Raw genomic sequence first — 15,714 nt, 5'->3', positions numbered from 1 at the left:
CGATGCGGGTACACCTCGTCGACGGCACCTTCGAGCTCTTCCGGGCGCACTACTCGAAGCGGCCCGGCCACGTCGCGCCGGCGGGCTGGGACGCGAAGGCCACCGTCGGGCTCGCGAGCTCGCTCCTGGCCCTCCTGCACGACGAGGGCGAGGCGGTCACCCACGTCGCGGTCGCGTTCGACAATCCCATCCGCTCTTTCCGGAACGACCTCTGGCCGGGGTACAAGACCGACGACGGGGTGCCGCGGGAGCTGCTCGCGCAATTCGACGCCGCCGAGGCGGCGGTCCGTGCGCTGGGCGTGACCGTCTGGTCGATGCGCGAGTTCGAGGCCGACGACGCGCTGGCCACCGGCGCCGCCCGCTTCCGCGACGCGGCGGTCCAGGTGCGCATCCTCACGCCCGACAAGGACCTGGGGCAGTGCCTGTGGGGACGCCAGGTCGTGCAGGTCGACCGCATCCGCAAGCGCGAGATCGACGAGGAGGCGCTCCTCGCCCGTCGCGGCATCCGGCCCGAGAGCGTCCCCGACTACCTGGCGCTCGTGGGCGACGAGGCGGACGGGATCCCCGGGCTCGCCGGGTTCGGGGCGAGGACCGCCTCGGCGCTGCTCGCACGGTTCGTCCACCTCGAGGACATCCCCCTCGACCCGGGGCGCTGGCCCGCCGGTATCCGCGGCGCGGCGACGCTCGTGCGCGCGCTGGACGCGGGACGGGAGGCGGCCATCCTCTACCGGCGGCTCGCCACGCTCGTCCGCGACGTGCCGCTCGCAGAGTCGCTCGAGGACGTGCGCTGGCAGGGCATCCCGCGGGCGCGCTTCGAGGCGTGGTGCGACGAGCTCGGCGCTCGCTCGCTCGTCCCGGCGCTGGACGCGCGCCGCGCACGCTGGGACGGCGGCTGATCGCCGCCGCGCCGGGGCAGGGGGCGCCGCGGGCGTAACGGGACGCCACACCCGAGAGGGCGGATTATTCCGGGTCGGCGGCCCGTTCCCGATCGGCGGCCGGTGCGGGGTCGAGGAGCAGTCCTCGCCCCCGGCACCGGTGTGTCCATCGCGCAGAAGCTGCGCTCGCCGCGGCGCCCGGGCACCTCGGATCGGCTCCATCCGGCGGTCGTCGGGGAGATCGACGGCCTCGGCGGGCAGCGTCGGCGGCGCATCCCCTGCGCGCTGGCGCTCGCGGACGCGCGAAGTCCACATCCGCCGGCCGACGTGAAGACAGTCGCCTGACACATCGTGTAATTTCCACGGCTTCCAGGAACTGTCCGGCGCAGACGTGAAAGCAGCCCAGGGGCGGGTGCCGGAGCCTCAGCTCTCTGGGCCGAAGAATCGCCCCGGGCGAAGATCAGAAGCAGTCGAGTACGAACAGTGAAGGTTCCCCGCTCGTGAGATGCAGGGGCACCAAGGAAGAGGACATGACGACGAAGACCTCCACGATCATCTGGACGGATATTGACGAAGCGCCTGCGCTGGCCACGTACTCGCTGCTCCCCATCGTCCAGGCCTTCACCCAGGGTACCGGCGTCGCCGTCGAGACGCGGGACATCTCGCTCTCCGGCCGGATCATCGCGAACTTCCCGGAGAACCTGACCGAGAGCCAGCGCATCCCCGACTACCTGGCCCAGCTCGGCGAGCTCGCGCGGACGCCCGAGGCCAACATCATCAAGCTGCCGAACATCAGCGCCTCGATCCCCCAGCTCAAGGAGGCGATCAAGGAGCTGCAGGGGAAGGGCTACAAGCTCCCGGACTACCCCGAGAACCCCAAGGACGACGCCGAGAAGGCGATCCAGGCGCGCTACGCGAAGTGCCTCGGCAGCGCCGTGAACCCGGTGCTCCGTGAGGGCAACTCCGATCGCCGCTCGCCGCTGTCCGTGAAGGCGTTCTCGAAGAAGCACCCGCACAAGCTCGGCGCCTGGACGTCCGACTCGAAGGCCCACGTCGCGCACATGACGAGCGACGACTTCTACGGCCACGAGACCTCGATGACCGTCCAGCAGGCGATGGACTACCGGATCGAGTTCGTCTCCGCGGACGGCAAGGCCACCGTCCTCAAGAAGAAGGCGCCGCTCAAGGCGGGCGAGATCATCGACTCGACCGTCATGAGCATTCGCGCGCTGCGCAAGTTCTACGAGGAGCAGATCGAGGACGCGAAGAAGAACGACGTCCTCTTCTCGCTGCACCTCAAGGCCACCATGATGAAGGTCTCCGACCCCGTCATGTTCGGCCACGCCGTGACCGTCTTCTTCAAGGACGTGTTCGAGAAGCACGCGGCCGCGCTCAAGCAGGCGGGCGTCAACCCGAACCTCGGCCTCGGCGACCTCTACAAGAAGATCCAGGCGCTGCCGGCGGAGACGCGGGCGGAGATCGAGGCCGACATCAAGGCCGTCTACGCGAAGCGCCCGGCGCTCGCGATGGTCGACTCCGACAAGGGCATCACGAACCTCCACGCGCCGAACGACATCATCGTCGACGCGTCGATGCCGGTCGTGGTCCGTGAGTCCGGCAAGATGTGGGGCCCGGACGGCAAGCTCAAGGAGACGAAGGCCGTCATCCCGGATCGCTGCTACGCGACGATGTACCGGGAGATCATGGAGGACTGCCGGAAGAACGGGGCGTTCGACCCGGCGACCATGGGCAGCGTGCCGAACGTCGGCCTCATGGCGCAGCAGGCCGAGGAGTACGGCTCGCACGACAAGACCTTCATCGCCCAGGGCAACGGCACCGTCCGCGTCGTGAACGACGAGACGGGCGCGACGCTGCTCCAGCAGTCGGTCGAGGAGGGCGACATCTTCCGCATGTGCCAGGCGAAGGACGCCGCGATCCGTGACTGGGTGAAGCTCGCGGTCACCCGCGCCCGGGCCACCGGCGCGCCGGCGGTGTTCTGGCTCGACAAGGCTCGCGCGCACGACGCGCAGGTCATCGCGAAGGTCGAGAAGTACCTGAAGGACCACGACACGGTCGGCCTCGAGATCCGCATCCTCGAGCCCGTCGAGGCGATGCGCTTCTCGGTGAAGCGGATCCGCCAGGGCCAGGACACGATCTCGGTCACGGGCAACGCCCTCCGCGACTACCTCACGGACCTGTTCCCGATCCTCGAGATCGGCACCAGCGCGAAGATGCTCTCGATCGTCCCGCTCCTCGCCGGTGGCGGCCTGTTCGAGACCGGGGCGGGCGGCTCGGCGCCGAAGCACGTGCAGCAGTTCGTGAAGGAGGGCTACCTGCGCTGGGACTCGCTCGGCGAGTTCTCCGCGCTGGGCGCCTCGCTGGAGCACGTCGCGGCGACGTCGAAGAACGAGAAGGCCGCTGTCCTCGCCGAGGCGCTCGACAAGGCGATCGGCAAGTTCCTCGACAACAACAAGTCGCCGGCCCGCAAGGTGGGGCAGATCGACAACCGCGGCAGCCACTTCTACCTCGCCCTGTACTGGGCGGAGGCGCTCGCGGAGCAGACGAAGGACAAGGACCTCCAGGCGCGCTTCGCCAAGCTGGCGAAGCAGCTCGGGGAGAACGCCGCGAAGATCGACGCGGAGCTGATCGCGGCCCAGGGGAAGCCGGTGGACACGGGCGGCTACTACCGGCCGGATCCCAAGAAGACGGCTGCGGCGATGCGCCCCAGCCCGACGTTGAATGCAATCGTTGACGCTATGGCGTAGTAGCAGGGAATCGAACCAGATCTTCTCGAGGAGATAGAAATGGCTAGACCGAAGATTGCATTGATTGGTGGCGGTCAGATCGGCGGCGTGCTGGCGCAGCTCGCCGCGCTGCGCGAGCTGGGCGACGTGGTCCTCTTCGACATCGTCGAGGGGCTGCCCCAGGGCAAGACGCTCGACATCGCCGAGGCGGCGCCGGTCGACGGCTTCGACGTGAGCCTCAAGGGCACGAACAGCTACGAGGACATCAAGGGCTCGAACGTCGTCATCGTGACGGCCGGCCTGCCGCGCAAGCCGGGCATGAGCCGCGACGACCTCATCGCCGTGAACTCGAAGATCATGACGTCGGTGGCCGAGGGCATCAAGCAGTACGCCCCGGACGCCTTCGTCATCGTGATCTCGAACCCGCTCGACGCGATGGTGACGCTCTGCCAGCGCATCACCGGGTTCCCGCACCACCGCGTGGTCGGCCAGGCCGGCGTGCTCGACTCGGCGCGCTTCGCGGCGTTCATCGCCTGGGAGCTCGGCGTCTCCGTGAAGGACGTCACGGCGGTCACGCTGGGCGGCCACGGCGACGACATGGTGCCGCTCGTCCGGTACACCAGCGTCTGCGGCATCCCGGTGATGGAGCTCCTCGAGCAGAAGTACGGCGCCGCCAAGGCCGCCGAGGTCATGGCCGCGATGGTGAAGCGGACCCGTGGCGCGGGCGGTGAGGTCGTCGCCCTGCTCAAGACGGGCAGCGCCTTCTACTCGCCGGCCTCCAGCGCCATCGCGATGGCCGAGTCGTTCCTCAAGGACCAGAAGCGGGTCCTCCCGACCTGCGCGTTCCTCAAGGGCGAGTTCGGCGTCGACGGGCTCTACGTCGGCGTTCCGGTCGTCATCGGCGCGGGCGGCGCCGAGCGCATCCTCCAGCTGAAGCTCAACGCGGAGGAGCAGGCGATGATGGACAAGTCGGTGAAGGCGGTCCGGGATCTCGTCGGCAGCATGAAGTAGCGCGCTCCCGCGACGAACGAAGCTCGAGGCCCCGGTCGCCGAAAGGCGGCCGGGGCCTCTTCGCTTCAGGCCGGGCCTGCGCGGGAGAGGGCAGGGCGGCTTCAGGGCGAGGTCGCGCCGGAGCTTGCCGCGCGCGGGGCGTCGGAGAGCCCCGCCTCCTCCGCGGAGATCCGGGCGAAGACCGACCAGTCGAGGTCGCCCCAGCCGCGCGCGAGCGCCGCCAGCATGCGATCGCGCACGAGGCTCGCGAGGGGGAGGGGGACCGCGAGCCGCTCGCCGGCCTCGAGCAGCAGCCGGTTGTCCTTGATGCCGAGCGGCAGGGCGAACCCCGGCGGCGAGAACCGCTCCTCCACGAGGAGGCTGCCGTACCCGCGGTAGACCGGCGCATCGAAGAGCGTGCCGAGCAGGACCTCCAGGAACTTGCGCCGATCGACGCCCCCCTTCGCGACGACGGCGGTCGCCTCCGCCAGCCCCTCGATGGCGGCGGTGATGAGGAAGTTCCCCGCGAGCTTCACGAGGTTCGCCTCGGGCGGGCGCGCGCCGACCACGAGCACCTGCCGGCCCATCGCCTCGAACAGCGGCCTGGCGAGGGTGATGTCTGCCTCGCGGCCCGCGGCGACGATGGACAGCTTCGCCGCCGCGGCGGCGTCGGGTCGGCCGAACACCGGCGCCGACACGAGCCGCCGGCCCGCCTCCTCGTGCCCGCGCAAAAGCCGCTCCGCCGTGGCGACGCCGATCGTGCTCATCGACACGTGGAGCCCGCCGCGGGGGAGCCCGGCGAGGAGTCCGTCCGGGCCGGAGACCACCGCCTCGAGCGCGCGGTCGTCGGAGACCATCGTGAGCACCACGCCGCCGCGGGCGGCCTCGGCGGGCGTGCCCGCGACGGTCGCCCCGTCGCCCGCGAGCGCCTCGGCGCGCGCGCGGGTCCTGTTCCAGACCGTCACGTGGTGACCGGCGCGCAGGAGGTTGCGCGCCATGGGCTGCCCCATCGAGCCCAGCCCGACGAATCCGACGTCCATGACATTGCCCCGGCGCTCACCCTAACCACCGGCACCGGCCCCGGCCCGCGCGACCCTGAGCGAAAGGCGCGTCGCCGGACGCTCGCCCGGAGGGATGGCGCCGGAGCGCCGCGCTACGGCCCGACCGTGCCCGCGCCGGCACGATCCGGGACGAGCCCGGCCCCGCGCGCCTCCTCCTCGAGGAACGCCCACAGCGCCGCGATGCGCGGGACGTCGCGCAAGGCGCGGTGCGCCACGAGCCAGAGCGCGCCCCCGCGCAGCGGCGGCAGCGAGCGCCGGAGCGCCGGCGCGAGCGGGATCTCCACGAGGCCGCAGACCTTCGCCGTGTGCGGATCGGACAGGAGGACCCCGGCGCCAGCGGCCGCGGCCGCGAGCTGCGCCCCCATGTGGCTGGTCCTGAGCACGATCGCCGCCGGCGGCACCCGCTGCGTGACGAGCTGGGCGGGCGGCAGGTGGCCGAGGTCGTCGCCCCAGGTGATCCAGCGGGCCTCGTCGAGCCGGCGCAGCACGCCCAGCTCGACCGCGTAGGCGGGGGCGCCGTACACGCCTCCCCGCGTCTCGCCGAGCTTCTTCACGACGAGGTCCCCCGACGCCGGGCGGGTCGTCCGCAGCGCCAGGTCGGCCTCGCGGCGGGTCAGGTCCGCGTACGTCACGCTCGCGTCGACGGAGAGCCGCAGGCGCGGGTGACGGCGCAGCAGCCGCGGCAGCGCGGGCGCGACGAGGAACTCCACGACGCCGGGCGGCGCGGTCAGCCGCACCTCGCCTTCCGCCAGCGCCTCGCGCCCCTGCGCGGCGAGCGCGAGCCCGGTGGCGGCCCGCTCCATCGCCTCCGCGTGTGGCCCCAGCTCCTCTGCGAGCGCGGTGGGGAGGACGCCGTCCGGCGTCCGATCGAACAGGTGGGCGCCCAGGGCCGCCTCGAGCGCGTCGAGCCGGCGCGAGGCGGTGGAGGCGTTCACGCCGAGGCGCGCGCCGGCGCCGGAGAAGGAGCGCGCCTGCAGGAGCGCGAGCAGGACCTGCGCGTTGTCCCAGCGGAGCCTTTGCATGGATGCAGAGGTAGCCCGCAGGACTGCGCGTTGCCATGCGTTCGCGCGGAGGTCAGATCGGAGACGAAAGGACCTCGAAAGGACCTCCACCCATGACGCTCCTCCGGAACCCCTCGCAGTCCCCCCTTCACGCCGACGGCCCCGTGGAGCTCGCCCCGCCCCCGCTGCACGTCGTCTTCGGCGCGGGCCAGATCGGTACGCGCCTCGCGATGGAGCTCCTCTCCCGCGGCCTGCGGGTCCGGATGGTGCGGCGTGGCCAGCCCGGTCGCGCGCTCCCTGGCGTGGAGTGGCGGCGCGCCGACGCCGCCGATCGCGAGGCCGCGACCGAGGCCGCCCGCGGCGCGGCGGTGGTCTACGACTGCGCCAACCCCGCGGACTACCACCGCTGGGACGAGGTGCTCCCCCCGCTGAAGCGCGGCGTGCGCGACGCCGCCGCCCGGGCCGGCGCGCGGCTCGTCGTGCTCGACTGCCTGTACATGTACGGTCGGCCGGACCGAGCGCCCTTCGACGAGGACACGCCCATGAACCCCTGCAGCCACAAGGGCGAGCTGCGGGCGATGCTGGCGCGCGAGCTCGTCGAGGCGCACGCGCGCGGCGAGGTCCGGGCGACGACCGGGCGCGCCTCCGACTACTTCGGGCCGGAGGTGCCGACGGCGCTCCTCGGCGCCCGGTTCGCCGAGCGGATCCTCGCGGGGAAGCCCATCGAGATGGGCGGCGACCCCGACCAGCCCCACGGATACAGCTACGGACCCGACGTGGCCCGGGGCCTCGCGGTGCTCGGAACGAGCCCGGCGGCGGACGGCCGGGTGTGGCACCTGCCGCTGGCCTGGACCGGCACCACGCGCGGCCTCGTCGAGGCGATCGGGGCGGCGCTGGGCCGGCGCGGCCGGGTGCGGGCAGTGCCGGACTGGGTCATGCGCGCAGCGGGCCTCGTGAGCCCCGTGCTCGGCGCCGCCGCCGAGATGACCTACCAGTGGAAGGTGCCCTACGTCATCGACGACCGGCGCTTCCGCGAGGCCTTCGGGGTCGAGCCGACCGCTCGAGAGCAGGCGGTGGCCGAGACCGCGAGCTGGATCCGCTCGCTCGCTGGCGCGAAAGCGGCCTGAGCGGCGACCGGGCGCGGCGCGCGCTATGCTGGAGGCCCGCCGCGCTTCCGAGCTCGCTCATGACCCTCGACGAGACCACGCGTTACCTGCACGACCACATCCCCCTCACGCGCCACCTCGGGGCCGTGGTCGAGGCGTACGACCGGACCTCCGTCCGCCTCGCGGCGCCGCTCGCGCCGAACCTGAACCACCGGAGCACCGCGTTCGGCGGCAGCCTCTCGGCGCTCGCCATCCTCGCGGGCTGGACGCTGCTGCACCTCGCCCTCCGCGAGCGCGGCATCGAGGCGCGCCTCGTCATCCAGCGCAGCGAGGTGGACTTCGACGAGCCCGTCGACGGCGACTTCACCGCGACGGCGTCCCTGCCGGGCTCCGCCGACTGGGAGCGCTTCCTCGCGACGCTCGCGCGGCGGCGGAAGGCGCGCGTGCGCGTCCGCGGCGCCATTCACTCGCAGTCGGGGGTCGGCGGTACGTACGAGGGGGTGTACGTGGCGGCGCGGCTCGACGGCGCTCCCGCCGCGTAGGCCGCCCGAGCGTCTCGCCGTCGGAGCCGGGAGGCTCAGGCGGCGAAGACCATCTCCTCCGCGGGGCAGGGCGCGAGGACCGCCTCGGTGCCCTTGTAGAGCGGCGTGAGGTCGGGGAAGGGCGCCGGGACGTGCGGGGCGGCGGGGTCGAAGGCGTGCCGCAGCGTCTCCTTGCCGTGCGCGAGCGCGGTGAAGACGAGGCCGTGTCCGAACGGAAGGTCGTAGGCGGGCAGCTCGACGACCGCCCCGTGCCAGATCGCCTCCTCGAGCGCGTCGAACGCAGCCTGGACGTCGGAGAGCTCGAAGCCCGCCGCGGACCGCTCGCGCGCGATCCGCCGCACGTAGGCGAGCAGCTCGCTCACGTCACGCGCGCGCACGGCGGCGGTCAGCCGGTGATAGAGCTCCTCGATGCGCCGCCGCGTCGCCTCGTCGCCGTCGCGCCCGTAGCGCTCGTTCTCCTCGGTCGCGTGCACAGCCTCGTCCACGATCGCGGGCTCGTACGCGATCAGCAGGTCCTCGACGTTCATGGCGACCGTTCTCCTCGGCGCGGGTCCACCCGCGACAGGCGCAACATAGCGACCAGCGCCCGATAAGGAAAAGTCATTCTGGCTATGGCGACGATAACCGCGACGCATGAGTCGCGCAGAGACTGCGCGACGCCGTGATTCCGACCCGAGCACGCAGGCCCGCAGTGTCATTCCAGCCGTACGGAGCGCGCCGACGTGGCTTGCGAAGCGGCGTCCCGGGGTGCGACTGTGGCGCCTCGCCACGCCCATGGAGAGCCGGTGAACGTACTCGTCCTGAACTGCGGCAGCACCTCGGTGAGGTTCGCCGTCGTCCACTCGTCGAACGGCCACGAGCACGTCTCGGGCACGGCGCAGCACCTGGGGACCCCTCAGGCGATGCTCGAGCTCCAGCACGAGGGGCGCAAGCGGTCGCGGCCTCTCGCCGGCGGCGACCACGAGGCGGCCCTGCGCGCGGTGGTGGACGTCCTGCGCGAGGTGGGGCTCGCCGACCGGATGCTCGGCATCGGACACCGGGTCGTGCATGGGGGGGCGAGGTTCTCGGGGTCGAGGTTCATCACCCCCGAGGTCGTCGCCAAGATCGAGGAGTGCGTCCACCTCGGACCTCTCCACAACCCGCCCAACCTGCTCGGCATCCGGCTCGCGCAGCAGCTCTTCCCGGGGGTGCCGCAGGTCGCGGTGTTCGACACCGCGTTCCACCAGACGATGCCGCCGCGCGCGTACCTCTACGCGGTCCCGTACGAGTGGTTCGAGCAGCACGAGGTGAGGCGCTACGGGTTCCACGGCACGAGCCACCACTACGTGTCGCTGCGAGCGGTGTCGCAGCTCGGCCTGGATCCGGACGACCACGCCATCGTCACCGCGCACCTCGGCAACGGCTGCTCGCTCGCGGCGGTCCGCAACGGCAAGAGCCTCGACACGACGATGGGGCTCACGCCGCTCGACGGCGTGGTCATGGACACGCGCAGCGGCTCCATCGACCCGTCGATCATCGCGCACATGAAGACGTCGCTCGGGTGCGACGCCGACCACGTGATGGACGAGCTGAACAAGAGCTCCGGCCTGCTCGGCCTCTCGGGGCTCAGCGCGGACATGCTGACCCTGCAGCGCGCCGCCGAGGGCGGGCACGCCCGCGCAGCGCTCGCCATCGACAAGTTCTGCCACTCCGTCGCGAAGGCGGCGGCGGGGATGACCGTGGCGCTCGGCCGGCTCGATGCGCTCGTCTTCACGGGGGGCATCGGCGAGAACGCCGCGCAGGTGCGCGCCCAGGTGGTCGAGCTGCTCGGCTTCACCGGCCTCGTGCTCGACCCCGACGCGAACGCGTCCCATGGCAAGGCGCTGTGCGGCCGGATCACGCGGACCACGCGGCCCATGGCGGCCGTCGTCGCGACGAACGAGGAGCTCATGATCGCGATGGACACCGCCGAGGTCATCGAGCGGACGCAGGCCTCCGGCGGACGCCGGGCGAGCTGACGTCCCCGGCGCGCCGGGAGCTCCGGAGGGTGCGCGCCGGTGGGTCCGGGTGGGATCGCGTGCGCTCCGCGCGCGGAGCCGTTTGCTCGCCGAGCCCGGACCGGCTCGGCTACGATGCACGGGCGGTCGAAAGCAACCGTCCGTGCGCGGAACGCCCGACGCGTTGAGCCGCGCATCCCCTGGGAGAGAACATGAACGTCACGTGTCGCGGCGCCGCCGCCCTCGCGCTCTGCACGCTCGTCGCCTGCAGCAGCAGCGACAGCAAGCCCGCCCCCGTCGTCCCGGGGAACCAGCCGCCGATCGCGCAGGCCGGCTTCGATCGCTCGGTCGGCAAGAACGCCGTCGTCACGCTCGACGGCTCGGCGAGCGTGGACCCCGAGGGGTTCCCGATCGCGCACCTCTGGACGATGGTCTCGCGGCCGGCGGGGAGCAGCGCGCGCCTGCAGAGCCCCACCTCCGACGTCACCCAGTTCACGGCGGACGTCCCGGGCGCGTACGTCGTGCGCCTGCAGGTCTCGGACGGCGTGAACCCGCCCGTGAACGACGAGGTGACCATTACCTGCGAGAACCAGGCGCCGGTCGCCAGCGCCGGCGCGGACCGCGAGGGCAGCCGCGGCCTCGAGCTGTCGCTCTCAGGCTCGGCGAGCTACGACCCCGACGGCGATCCCCTCGTCCTCGGGTGGACCCTCGTGACGCGGCCGATCGGCAGCGCGGCCGCCCTGTCCGCCCAGGCCGCCGCCACCACCTCGCTCACCCCCGACGTCTTCGGTACCTACGTGGTCCGGCTGACGGTGAGCGACGGCGTGGTGTCCTCCTTCGACGACGTGACCATCACGGTGCGCAACCACGCCCCCGTGGCGAACGCCGGCCCGGACCTGGAGTCGAACGAAGACGCCACGCTGGCCCTCTCCGCCGCGGCCTCGTCAGACCCGGACGGCGACACGTTCACCTGCGCCTGGACCCTCACCGCGCGCCCGACCGGCAGCGCCGCCGTGCTCTCCGATCCGACCGCGTGCGCCCCGACCGTCACCTTCGACGCGGAGGGCGTCTACGCCTTCTCGCTCCTCGTGAGCGACGGCTCGCTCCAGAGCGTGGCCGCCGACGCCGTCCAGGTCACGGTGCACAAGAAGGTCTGGCTGCTGGGCCACTCGGTCGTGGACGCCGAGTACTCGCGGCCGCTCGATCGGGTGGTGACGGTGGGCACCACGCCCAACCGCCTCTACGTCGCCGATCCGGTCGCAGGGACCGAGCAGTCCGTGGATCTCTCGCTCGCGCCCACCTCGGTGAGCGTCTCGCCGGACGGGCTCCACGCCGCCGTCGGCCACAACGGCTACGTCTCGTACGTGCGGCTCTCCCCCGCGCCGCTCGCGGTGGAGAAGGTCATCCCCACCACCTCGGACGTCCTCGACGTGGTGCTCGCGGGGAACGGCTTCGTCTACGCCTTCCCGCGCGTCGATCAGTGGGTCGAGATCCACTGCCTGAACGTCTCGACCGGAGCCGAGACGCTGAGCTCGAGCTGGTCCATCCGTGCCGGCACCAAGGCGAAGCTGCACCCCGGGGGAACGTTCATCTACGGCGCCGACAACGGCCTCTCCCCCGCGGACATCGAGAAGTACGACATCGCCGCGGGCACCGCGAAGTACCTCTACGACTCGCCGTACCACGGCGACTACGCCATGTGCGGCGACCTCTGGATCTCCGAGGACGGGCTGCGGATCTTCACCGCCTGCGGGAACACCTTCCACTCGAACACGACGACCGGCTCGACGTCGGGCGCGGACATGACCTACGCCGGCGCGCTGGAGGCCACCACGCGCGTGCGCTGGGTGGACCACTCGCTCGCCGCGGGCCAGGTCCTCGCCATCCCCGCCGTCGACTCGTGGACGTATCCTCCGCAGCCGGCGGGCGATACGGAGCTCCGCGTCTTCGGCGACGACTTCCTCGCGAGGCAGGACACCGTCGCGTTCCCGCGCGTCGGCGTGGGCGGCAAGGGCTTCCTCGCGCACGGCCGGTTCGCGTTCTTCTCCAGGGACGGCACCCGGCGCTTCGTCCTCTTCGAGGTGGACGCCAGCTCGGGGCTGCTCGCGCCGTACGGCGTCGTCGCGTACTGACGCGCCCGCTCGCCCGGGACGGCCTCGTCCAGCTTCAGCGGACGGGGCCGTCGCCGGCCGGGTACCGGAACTCCATCGGCACCTTCACGTCCGGGTGGAGGCTCCGCGCCACCGGGCAGGTGCGCGCGATCTCCTCGAGCCGCGCCCGCTCCTCGGGGCGCGCCTCCCGAGGCATGTCGATGACGAGCACGAGCTCGCCGATGCGCCGCGGCGGGGGCGTCATGCGCTTCTCCACCGCGGCGCGGGCGTCGCCCCACGCGAGCCCCTCGCGCTTTGCCACGAGCGCCATCGTGCTGAGGGCGCACGCGGCGAGCGCCGCGCCCACGAGGTCCGTCGGCGAGAAGCTCGAGCCGTCGCCGCCGTTGTCGCGGGGCGGCACGGTGGTGAGGCTCGAGCCGGAAGGGCCGTGGGCGAGCTGGCAGGTGAGGCCCTGGATCGCTGCGGTCATCGGTACGCCGGACATGGGCGCTCCTCGGTAGGAAGCCTGGAAACAGAAGGCGAGTCTAACCGGCGCGAGCGCCGCGCGCGGCGGGGTTTCCCCGCTCGAGGTCGCCGGTGTATGGCAGAGGGATGCTCGACGCCCGCGTCCTCGCGTTCACCGGCATCGCCGCGCTCGTCACCCTCACCCCGGGCGCCGACACCCTGCTCGTCGTCCGCAGCGCGCTCGTCCGCGGGCGCCGCGCCGGCATGCTCACGGTGCTGGGCGTCTGCGCCGGCCTGTTCGTTCACGCGACCCTCTCCGCGCTCGGGCTCTCCGTGATCCTCGTGCGCTCGGCGAGGGCCTTCGAGCTCGTGAAGCTCGCCGGCGCCGCCTACCTCGTCTTCCTGGGGCTCCAGGCGATCTGGAGCGCCGTGCGCGGCGTCCCCGCGGCGGCGCCCGGCCTCGAGCCCGTCGGCGCCCACCGCGCCTTCGTCGAGGGGATGCTCAACAACGTCCTCAACCCCAAGGTCGCGGTCTTCTACCTCGCGTTCCTGCCCCAGTTCATCGGCCCGGGCGACCCGGTGCTGGCGAAGTCGATCCTCCTCGCCGGCATCCACTTCACGGAAGGGATGATCTGGCTGTCGCTCGTCACCCTGTTCGTCGGCCGCATGCGCGGCGCGCTCGCGCACCCGAGGGCGACCCGCGCCCTGGAGAGCCTCACCGGGCTCGTGCTCATCGGGTTCGGCGTGCGTCTGGCCATGGCTCGGCGCTGAGCGCGCGCGCCTCCGCCGCCCCCGCCGGCCCCTCGCTCGCGAGGACGAGCGCCTCGAGCCAGCGCAGCACCGTCGCCACGCGCGCGGTGGATCGCAGCTCGGGGTGTGTCACCGCCCAGATCTCGTTCGCCGGGGGCCGGAGGGAGGGCAGCACCGGCGCGAACGCCGGGTCGTCCCGCACCGTGCTCACCGTGAGGAGCGCGATGCCAGCGCCCGCGGCGCAGGCGGCGTGCATCATGGTGGTCGTGCTGGCGCGGACGGCGACGCGCGCGCCGGCCGCGGTCTGGCGCACCCAGGCCTGCGTGCGCATCCGGTCGAAGTCCTGGTCATAAAGGATGAGATCGTGCCGCGCGAGGTCGCGCGGGTGGCGCGGCGTGCCGCGCCGGGCGAGGTAGGCGGGCGCGGCGAAGAAGGCGTAGCGCTCGAGCCCGAGGCGGCGCGCCACGAGCGATCGCTCCCGCGGGCGGAAGAGGCGGACCGCGACGTCCGCCTCGCCGCGGGTGAGATCCAGGGCGCGGACGTCGGCCCGGATCTCGATGGTGAGGCCGGGGTGGGCCTCGAGGAAGGCCGGCAGCGCGGGCGCGAGGACGAAGGAGGCGAAGCCGTCGCCGGTCGTGACGCGCACCGAGCCCGTCGGGCGCGAGTCGGCGCCGGAGAGCGCGCGCTCCGCCTCGAGGAGCTCCGCCTCGACGCGTTCCGCGTAGGGCAGGAGCCGCTGCGCGGCGGCGCTCGGCGCGAGCCCCTCCGGCGTCCGCGTGAAGAGGCGCGCCCCGACGGCGGCCTCCATGGCCGAGAGGCGCCGGCCGACGGTGGTGGAGGCGGTGCGCAGCACGCGCGCGGCGCCGGCGTGGCTGCGCGCGCGGTGCACGGCGAGGAAGATGCGGAGGTCGTCCCAGGCGAACATGAGCCCATCCTGTCCAAAGCCGTGCATCCGTGCACGCCCGGAGTGCACAAACGTGCAGATACGCCGCCAGTCGGGGAGAGCAAGATCAGGCTCGACGGGGAAGGGAGATCCGCCCCGGAAGCGAGGAAGGCGTCATGTTCGGAGCTTGGCCGTTCGGGTGGAGCGTTCGAGAGACGGGGAGCCGGGAGCTTCCGGCGGAGGCGACCACGCGGGTGCGCCCGGGCCGCCGCGGGGTGGTGCTGCGCGCCGAGGCGGGGCTCGTCCACGTCACGCAGTCCGGCGATCTCGAGGACCACGTCCTCGCGGCCGGCGAGGAGCTCAGGCTCCCGGCCGGCGGGCTGGTCGTGGCCTTCGCGCTCGCTCCTTCGCGCCTCGCGGTCCGCGAGCCGCGGCGGGAGCGGTCCGTGACCATCCCGTGCCCTGCTATCCTCCCGGCCTCCCACCAGCGAGGGTGAACCGCGTGCTCGAGATCGTCATCGGCAACAAGAACTACTCGTCCTGGTCGATGCGGGGCTGGCTCGCGCTCGAGCTGACGGGGGCGCCGTACCGGGAGCTGCTCGTCCCGCTCGACCGGCCCGACACGGCGCGGCGGATCCGCGAGATCTCGCCGGCCGGCCGCGTGCCGGTGCTCCGCGACGAGGGGCTCCTCGTCTGGGACTCGCTCGCCATCTGCGAGTACCTCGCCGAGAAGTTCCCCGCGGCGGGGCTCTGGCCCGCGGAGCCGGGCGCGCGGGCGGTGGCGCGAGCGGTGTCCGCCGAGATGCACTCGGGCTTCCAGGCGCTGCGCTCGAGCCTGCCGATGAACCTCCGGCTCCGGCGGACGATCGCGTCGCCGGCGGAGGACGTGCTCGCCGACGTTTCCCGCGTCCGCGCGATCTGGCGCGAGCTCCGCGCCGGCGCGCGGGGCGGCGAGTTCCTGTTCGGCGGGTTCGGCATCGCCGACGTCATGTTCGCCCCGGTCGTCGGGCGCTTCCGCACCTACGGCATCGCGCTGGACGGGCCGGAGGCCGAGTACGCCGAGGCGGTCTGGCGCCACCCCGCGGTGGTGAAGTGGGTCGCGGGCGCCGCGGCCGAGCAGGACGCCATCCCGAAGTACGACCTGGCCTGACGCTGGGCCGGATCGATCCCGAGGTGCGGCCGGGCGAATCGCCCGGGCGGCGGCCGTCTGCCCGCCGCGCGAGGACGAGGT

General features: G+C 72.7%; 15 protein-coding genes. 10 read left to right on the top strand and 5 right to left on the bottom strand.

What is annotated here, in order from left to right; genetic code table 11:
* Window positions 1–2 precede the first annotated feature (2 nt).
* From MNZ39_RS02180 to mdh, 3 genes are all read left to right on the top strand, one after another.
* A complete protein-coding gene (locus MNZ39_RS02180; protein WP_242333796.1) occupies window positions 3–896 on the top strand; it encodes a 5'-3' exonuclease H3TH domain-containing protein in 894 nt (297 codons plus the stop codon).
* A 509-nt stretch (window positions 897–1,405) separates the two neighbouring features.
* Window positions 1,406–3,640 carry an NADP-dependent isocitrate dehydrogenase gene (locus MNZ39_RS02175; RefSeq protein ID WP_242333793.1) on the top strand — a complete coding sequence of 745 codons (2,235 nt, stop codon included), beginning with the start codon at window positions 1,406–1,408 and terminating at the stop codon, window positions 3,638–3,640.
* A 39-nt stretch (window positions 3,641–3,679) separates the two neighbouring features.
* Window positions 3,680–4,630 (top strand): malate dehydrogenase, encoded by a 951-nt coding sequence (gene mdh / locus MNZ39_RS02170; RefSeq protein ID WP_242333790.1) that lies wholly within the window; start codon window positions 3,680–3,682, stop codon window positions 4,628–4,630.
* 101 nt (window positions 4,631–4,731) lie between these two features.
* Here mdh and MNZ39_RS02165 read toward each other — a convergent pair whose 3' ends face one another.
* Both MNZ39_RS02165 and MNZ39_RS02160 read right to left on the bottom strand, forming a co-directional pair.
* Complete coding sequence (locus tag MNZ39_RS02165; protein ID WP_242333787.1) at window positions 4,732–5,649, bottom strand: NAD(P)-dependent oxidoreductase; 918 nt, start codon at window positions 5,647–5,649, stop codon at window positions 4,732–4,734.
* 113 nt (window positions 5,650–5,762) lie between these two features.
* Window positions 5,763–6,692 (bottom strand): LysR family transcriptional regulator, encoded by a 930-nt coding sequence (locus tag MNZ39_RS02160; protein WP_242333784.1) that lies wholly within the window; start codon window positions 6,690–6,692, stop codon window positions 5,763–5,765.
* Between the two features lie 92 nt (window positions 6,693–6,784).
* On the opposite strand from MNZ39_RS02160, the gene MNZ39_RS02155 reads away from it, so the two are divergent.
* Both MNZ39_RS02155 and MNZ39_RS02150 read left to right on the top strand, forming a co-directional pair.
* Window positions 6,785–7,798: an NAD-dependent epimerase/dehydratase family protein gene (locus MNZ39_RS02155; RefSeq protein WP_242333781.1), complete on the top strand. Its 1,014-nt coding sequence runs from the start codon at window positions 6,785–6,787 to the stop codon at window positions 7,796–7,798.
* Window positions 7,799–7,857: 59 nt separating this feature from the next.
* Window positions 7,858–8,319, top strand: coding sequence for a YiiD C-terminal domain-containing protein (locus tag MNZ39_RS02150; RefSeq protein ID WP_242333778.1), 462 nt, complete (start codon window positions 7,858–7,860; stop codon window positions 8,317–8,319).
* Window positions 8,320–8,354: 35 nt separating this feature from the next.
* Here the strand turns inward: MNZ39_RS02150 and MNZ39_RS02145 are convergent, their stop codons facing one another.
* A complete protein-coding gene (locus MNZ39_RS02145; protein ID WP_242333775.1) occupies window positions 8,355–8,846 on the bottom strand; it encodes an RsbRD N-terminal domain-containing protein in 492 nt (163 codons plus the stop codon).
* Window positions 8,847–9,104: 258 nt separating this feature from the next.
* Here MNZ39_RS02145 and MNZ39_RS02140 point away from each other — a divergent pair, with 258 nt between their 5' ends.
* Together MNZ39_RS02140 and MNZ39_RS02135 are read left to right on the top strand one after the other, a co-directional pair.
* Window positions 9,105–10,316 carry an acetate/propionate family kinase gene (locus MNZ39_RS02140; RefSeq protein WP_242333772.1) on the top strand — a complete coding sequence of 404 codons (1,212 nt, stop codon included), beginning with the start codon at window positions 9,105–9,107 and terminating at the stop codon, window positions 10,314–10,316.
* A 191-nt stretch (window positions 10,317–10,507) separates the two neighbouring features.
* On the top strand, window positions 10,508–12,427 hold the full coding sequence (locus tag MNZ39_RS02135; protein WP_242333769.1) for a PKD domain-containing protein: 1,920 nt from the start codon (window positions 10,508–10,510) through the stop codon (window positions 12,425–12,427).
* A 34-nt stretch (window positions 12,428–12,461) separates the two neighbouring features.
* On the opposite strand, the gene MNZ39_RS02130 is transcribed toward MNZ39_RS02135, so the two are convergent.
* Entirely contained in the window at window positions 12,462–12,890 is a 429-nt protein-coding gene (locus tag MNZ39_RS02130; RefSeq protein WP_242333767.1) for an OsmC family protein, read from the bottom strand.
* Between the two features lie 107 nt (window positions 12,891–12,997).
* Between MNZ39_RS02130 and MNZ39_RS02125 the strand changes: the two genes are divergently transcribed.
* Window positions 12,998–13,621 carry a LysE family translocator gene (locus MNZ39_RS02125; RefSeq protein ID WP_242333764.1) on the top strand — a complete coding sequence of 208 codons (624 nt, stop codon included), beginning with the start codon at window positions 12,998–13,000 and terminating at the stop codon, window positions 13,619–13,621.
* On the opposite strand, the gene MNZ39_RS02120 is transcribed toward MNZ39_RS02125, so the two are convergent.
* Window positions 13,581–14,552 (bottom strand): LysR substrate-binding domain-containing protein, encoded by a 972-nt coding sequence (locus MNZ39_RS02120; protein WP_242333761.1) that lies wholly within the window; start codon window positions 14,550–14,552, stop codon window positions 13,581–13,583. The two genes, MNZ39_RS02125 and MNZ39_RS02120, sit on opposite strands and share 41 nt — an antisense overlap.
* 107 nt (window positions 14,553–14,659) lie before the next feature.
* Here MNZ39_RS02120 and MNZ39_RS02115 point away from each other — a divergent pair, with 107 nt between their 5' ends.
* Together MNZ39_RS02115 and MNZ39_RS02110 are read left to right on the top strand one after the other, a co-directional pair.
* Window positions 14,660–14,980: a DUF2917 domain-containing protein gene (locus tag MNZ39_RS02115; protein ID WP_242333758.1), complete on the top strand. Its 321-nt coding sequence runs from the start codon at window positions 14,660–14,662 to the stop codon at window positions 14,978–14,980.
* Between the two features lie 5 nt (window positions 14,981–14,985).
* Complete coding sequence (locus MNZ39_RS02110; RefSeq protein ID WP_242333755.1) at window positions 14,986–15,633, top strand: glutathione S-transferase; 648 nt, start codon at window positions 14,986–14,988, stop codon at window positions 15,631–15,633.
* Window positions 15,634–15,714: the final 81 nt, after the last annotated feature.

This window comes from Anaeromyxobacter sp. SG66, assembly GCF_022690805.1.
Lineage (GTDB): Bacteria > Myxococcota > Myxococcia > Myxococcales > Anaeromyxobacteraceae > Anaeromyxobacter > Anaeromyxobacter soli.
Note: the sequence above shows the minus strand (reverse complement) of the source record. Positions and strands in the feature narration are given on the sequence as shown.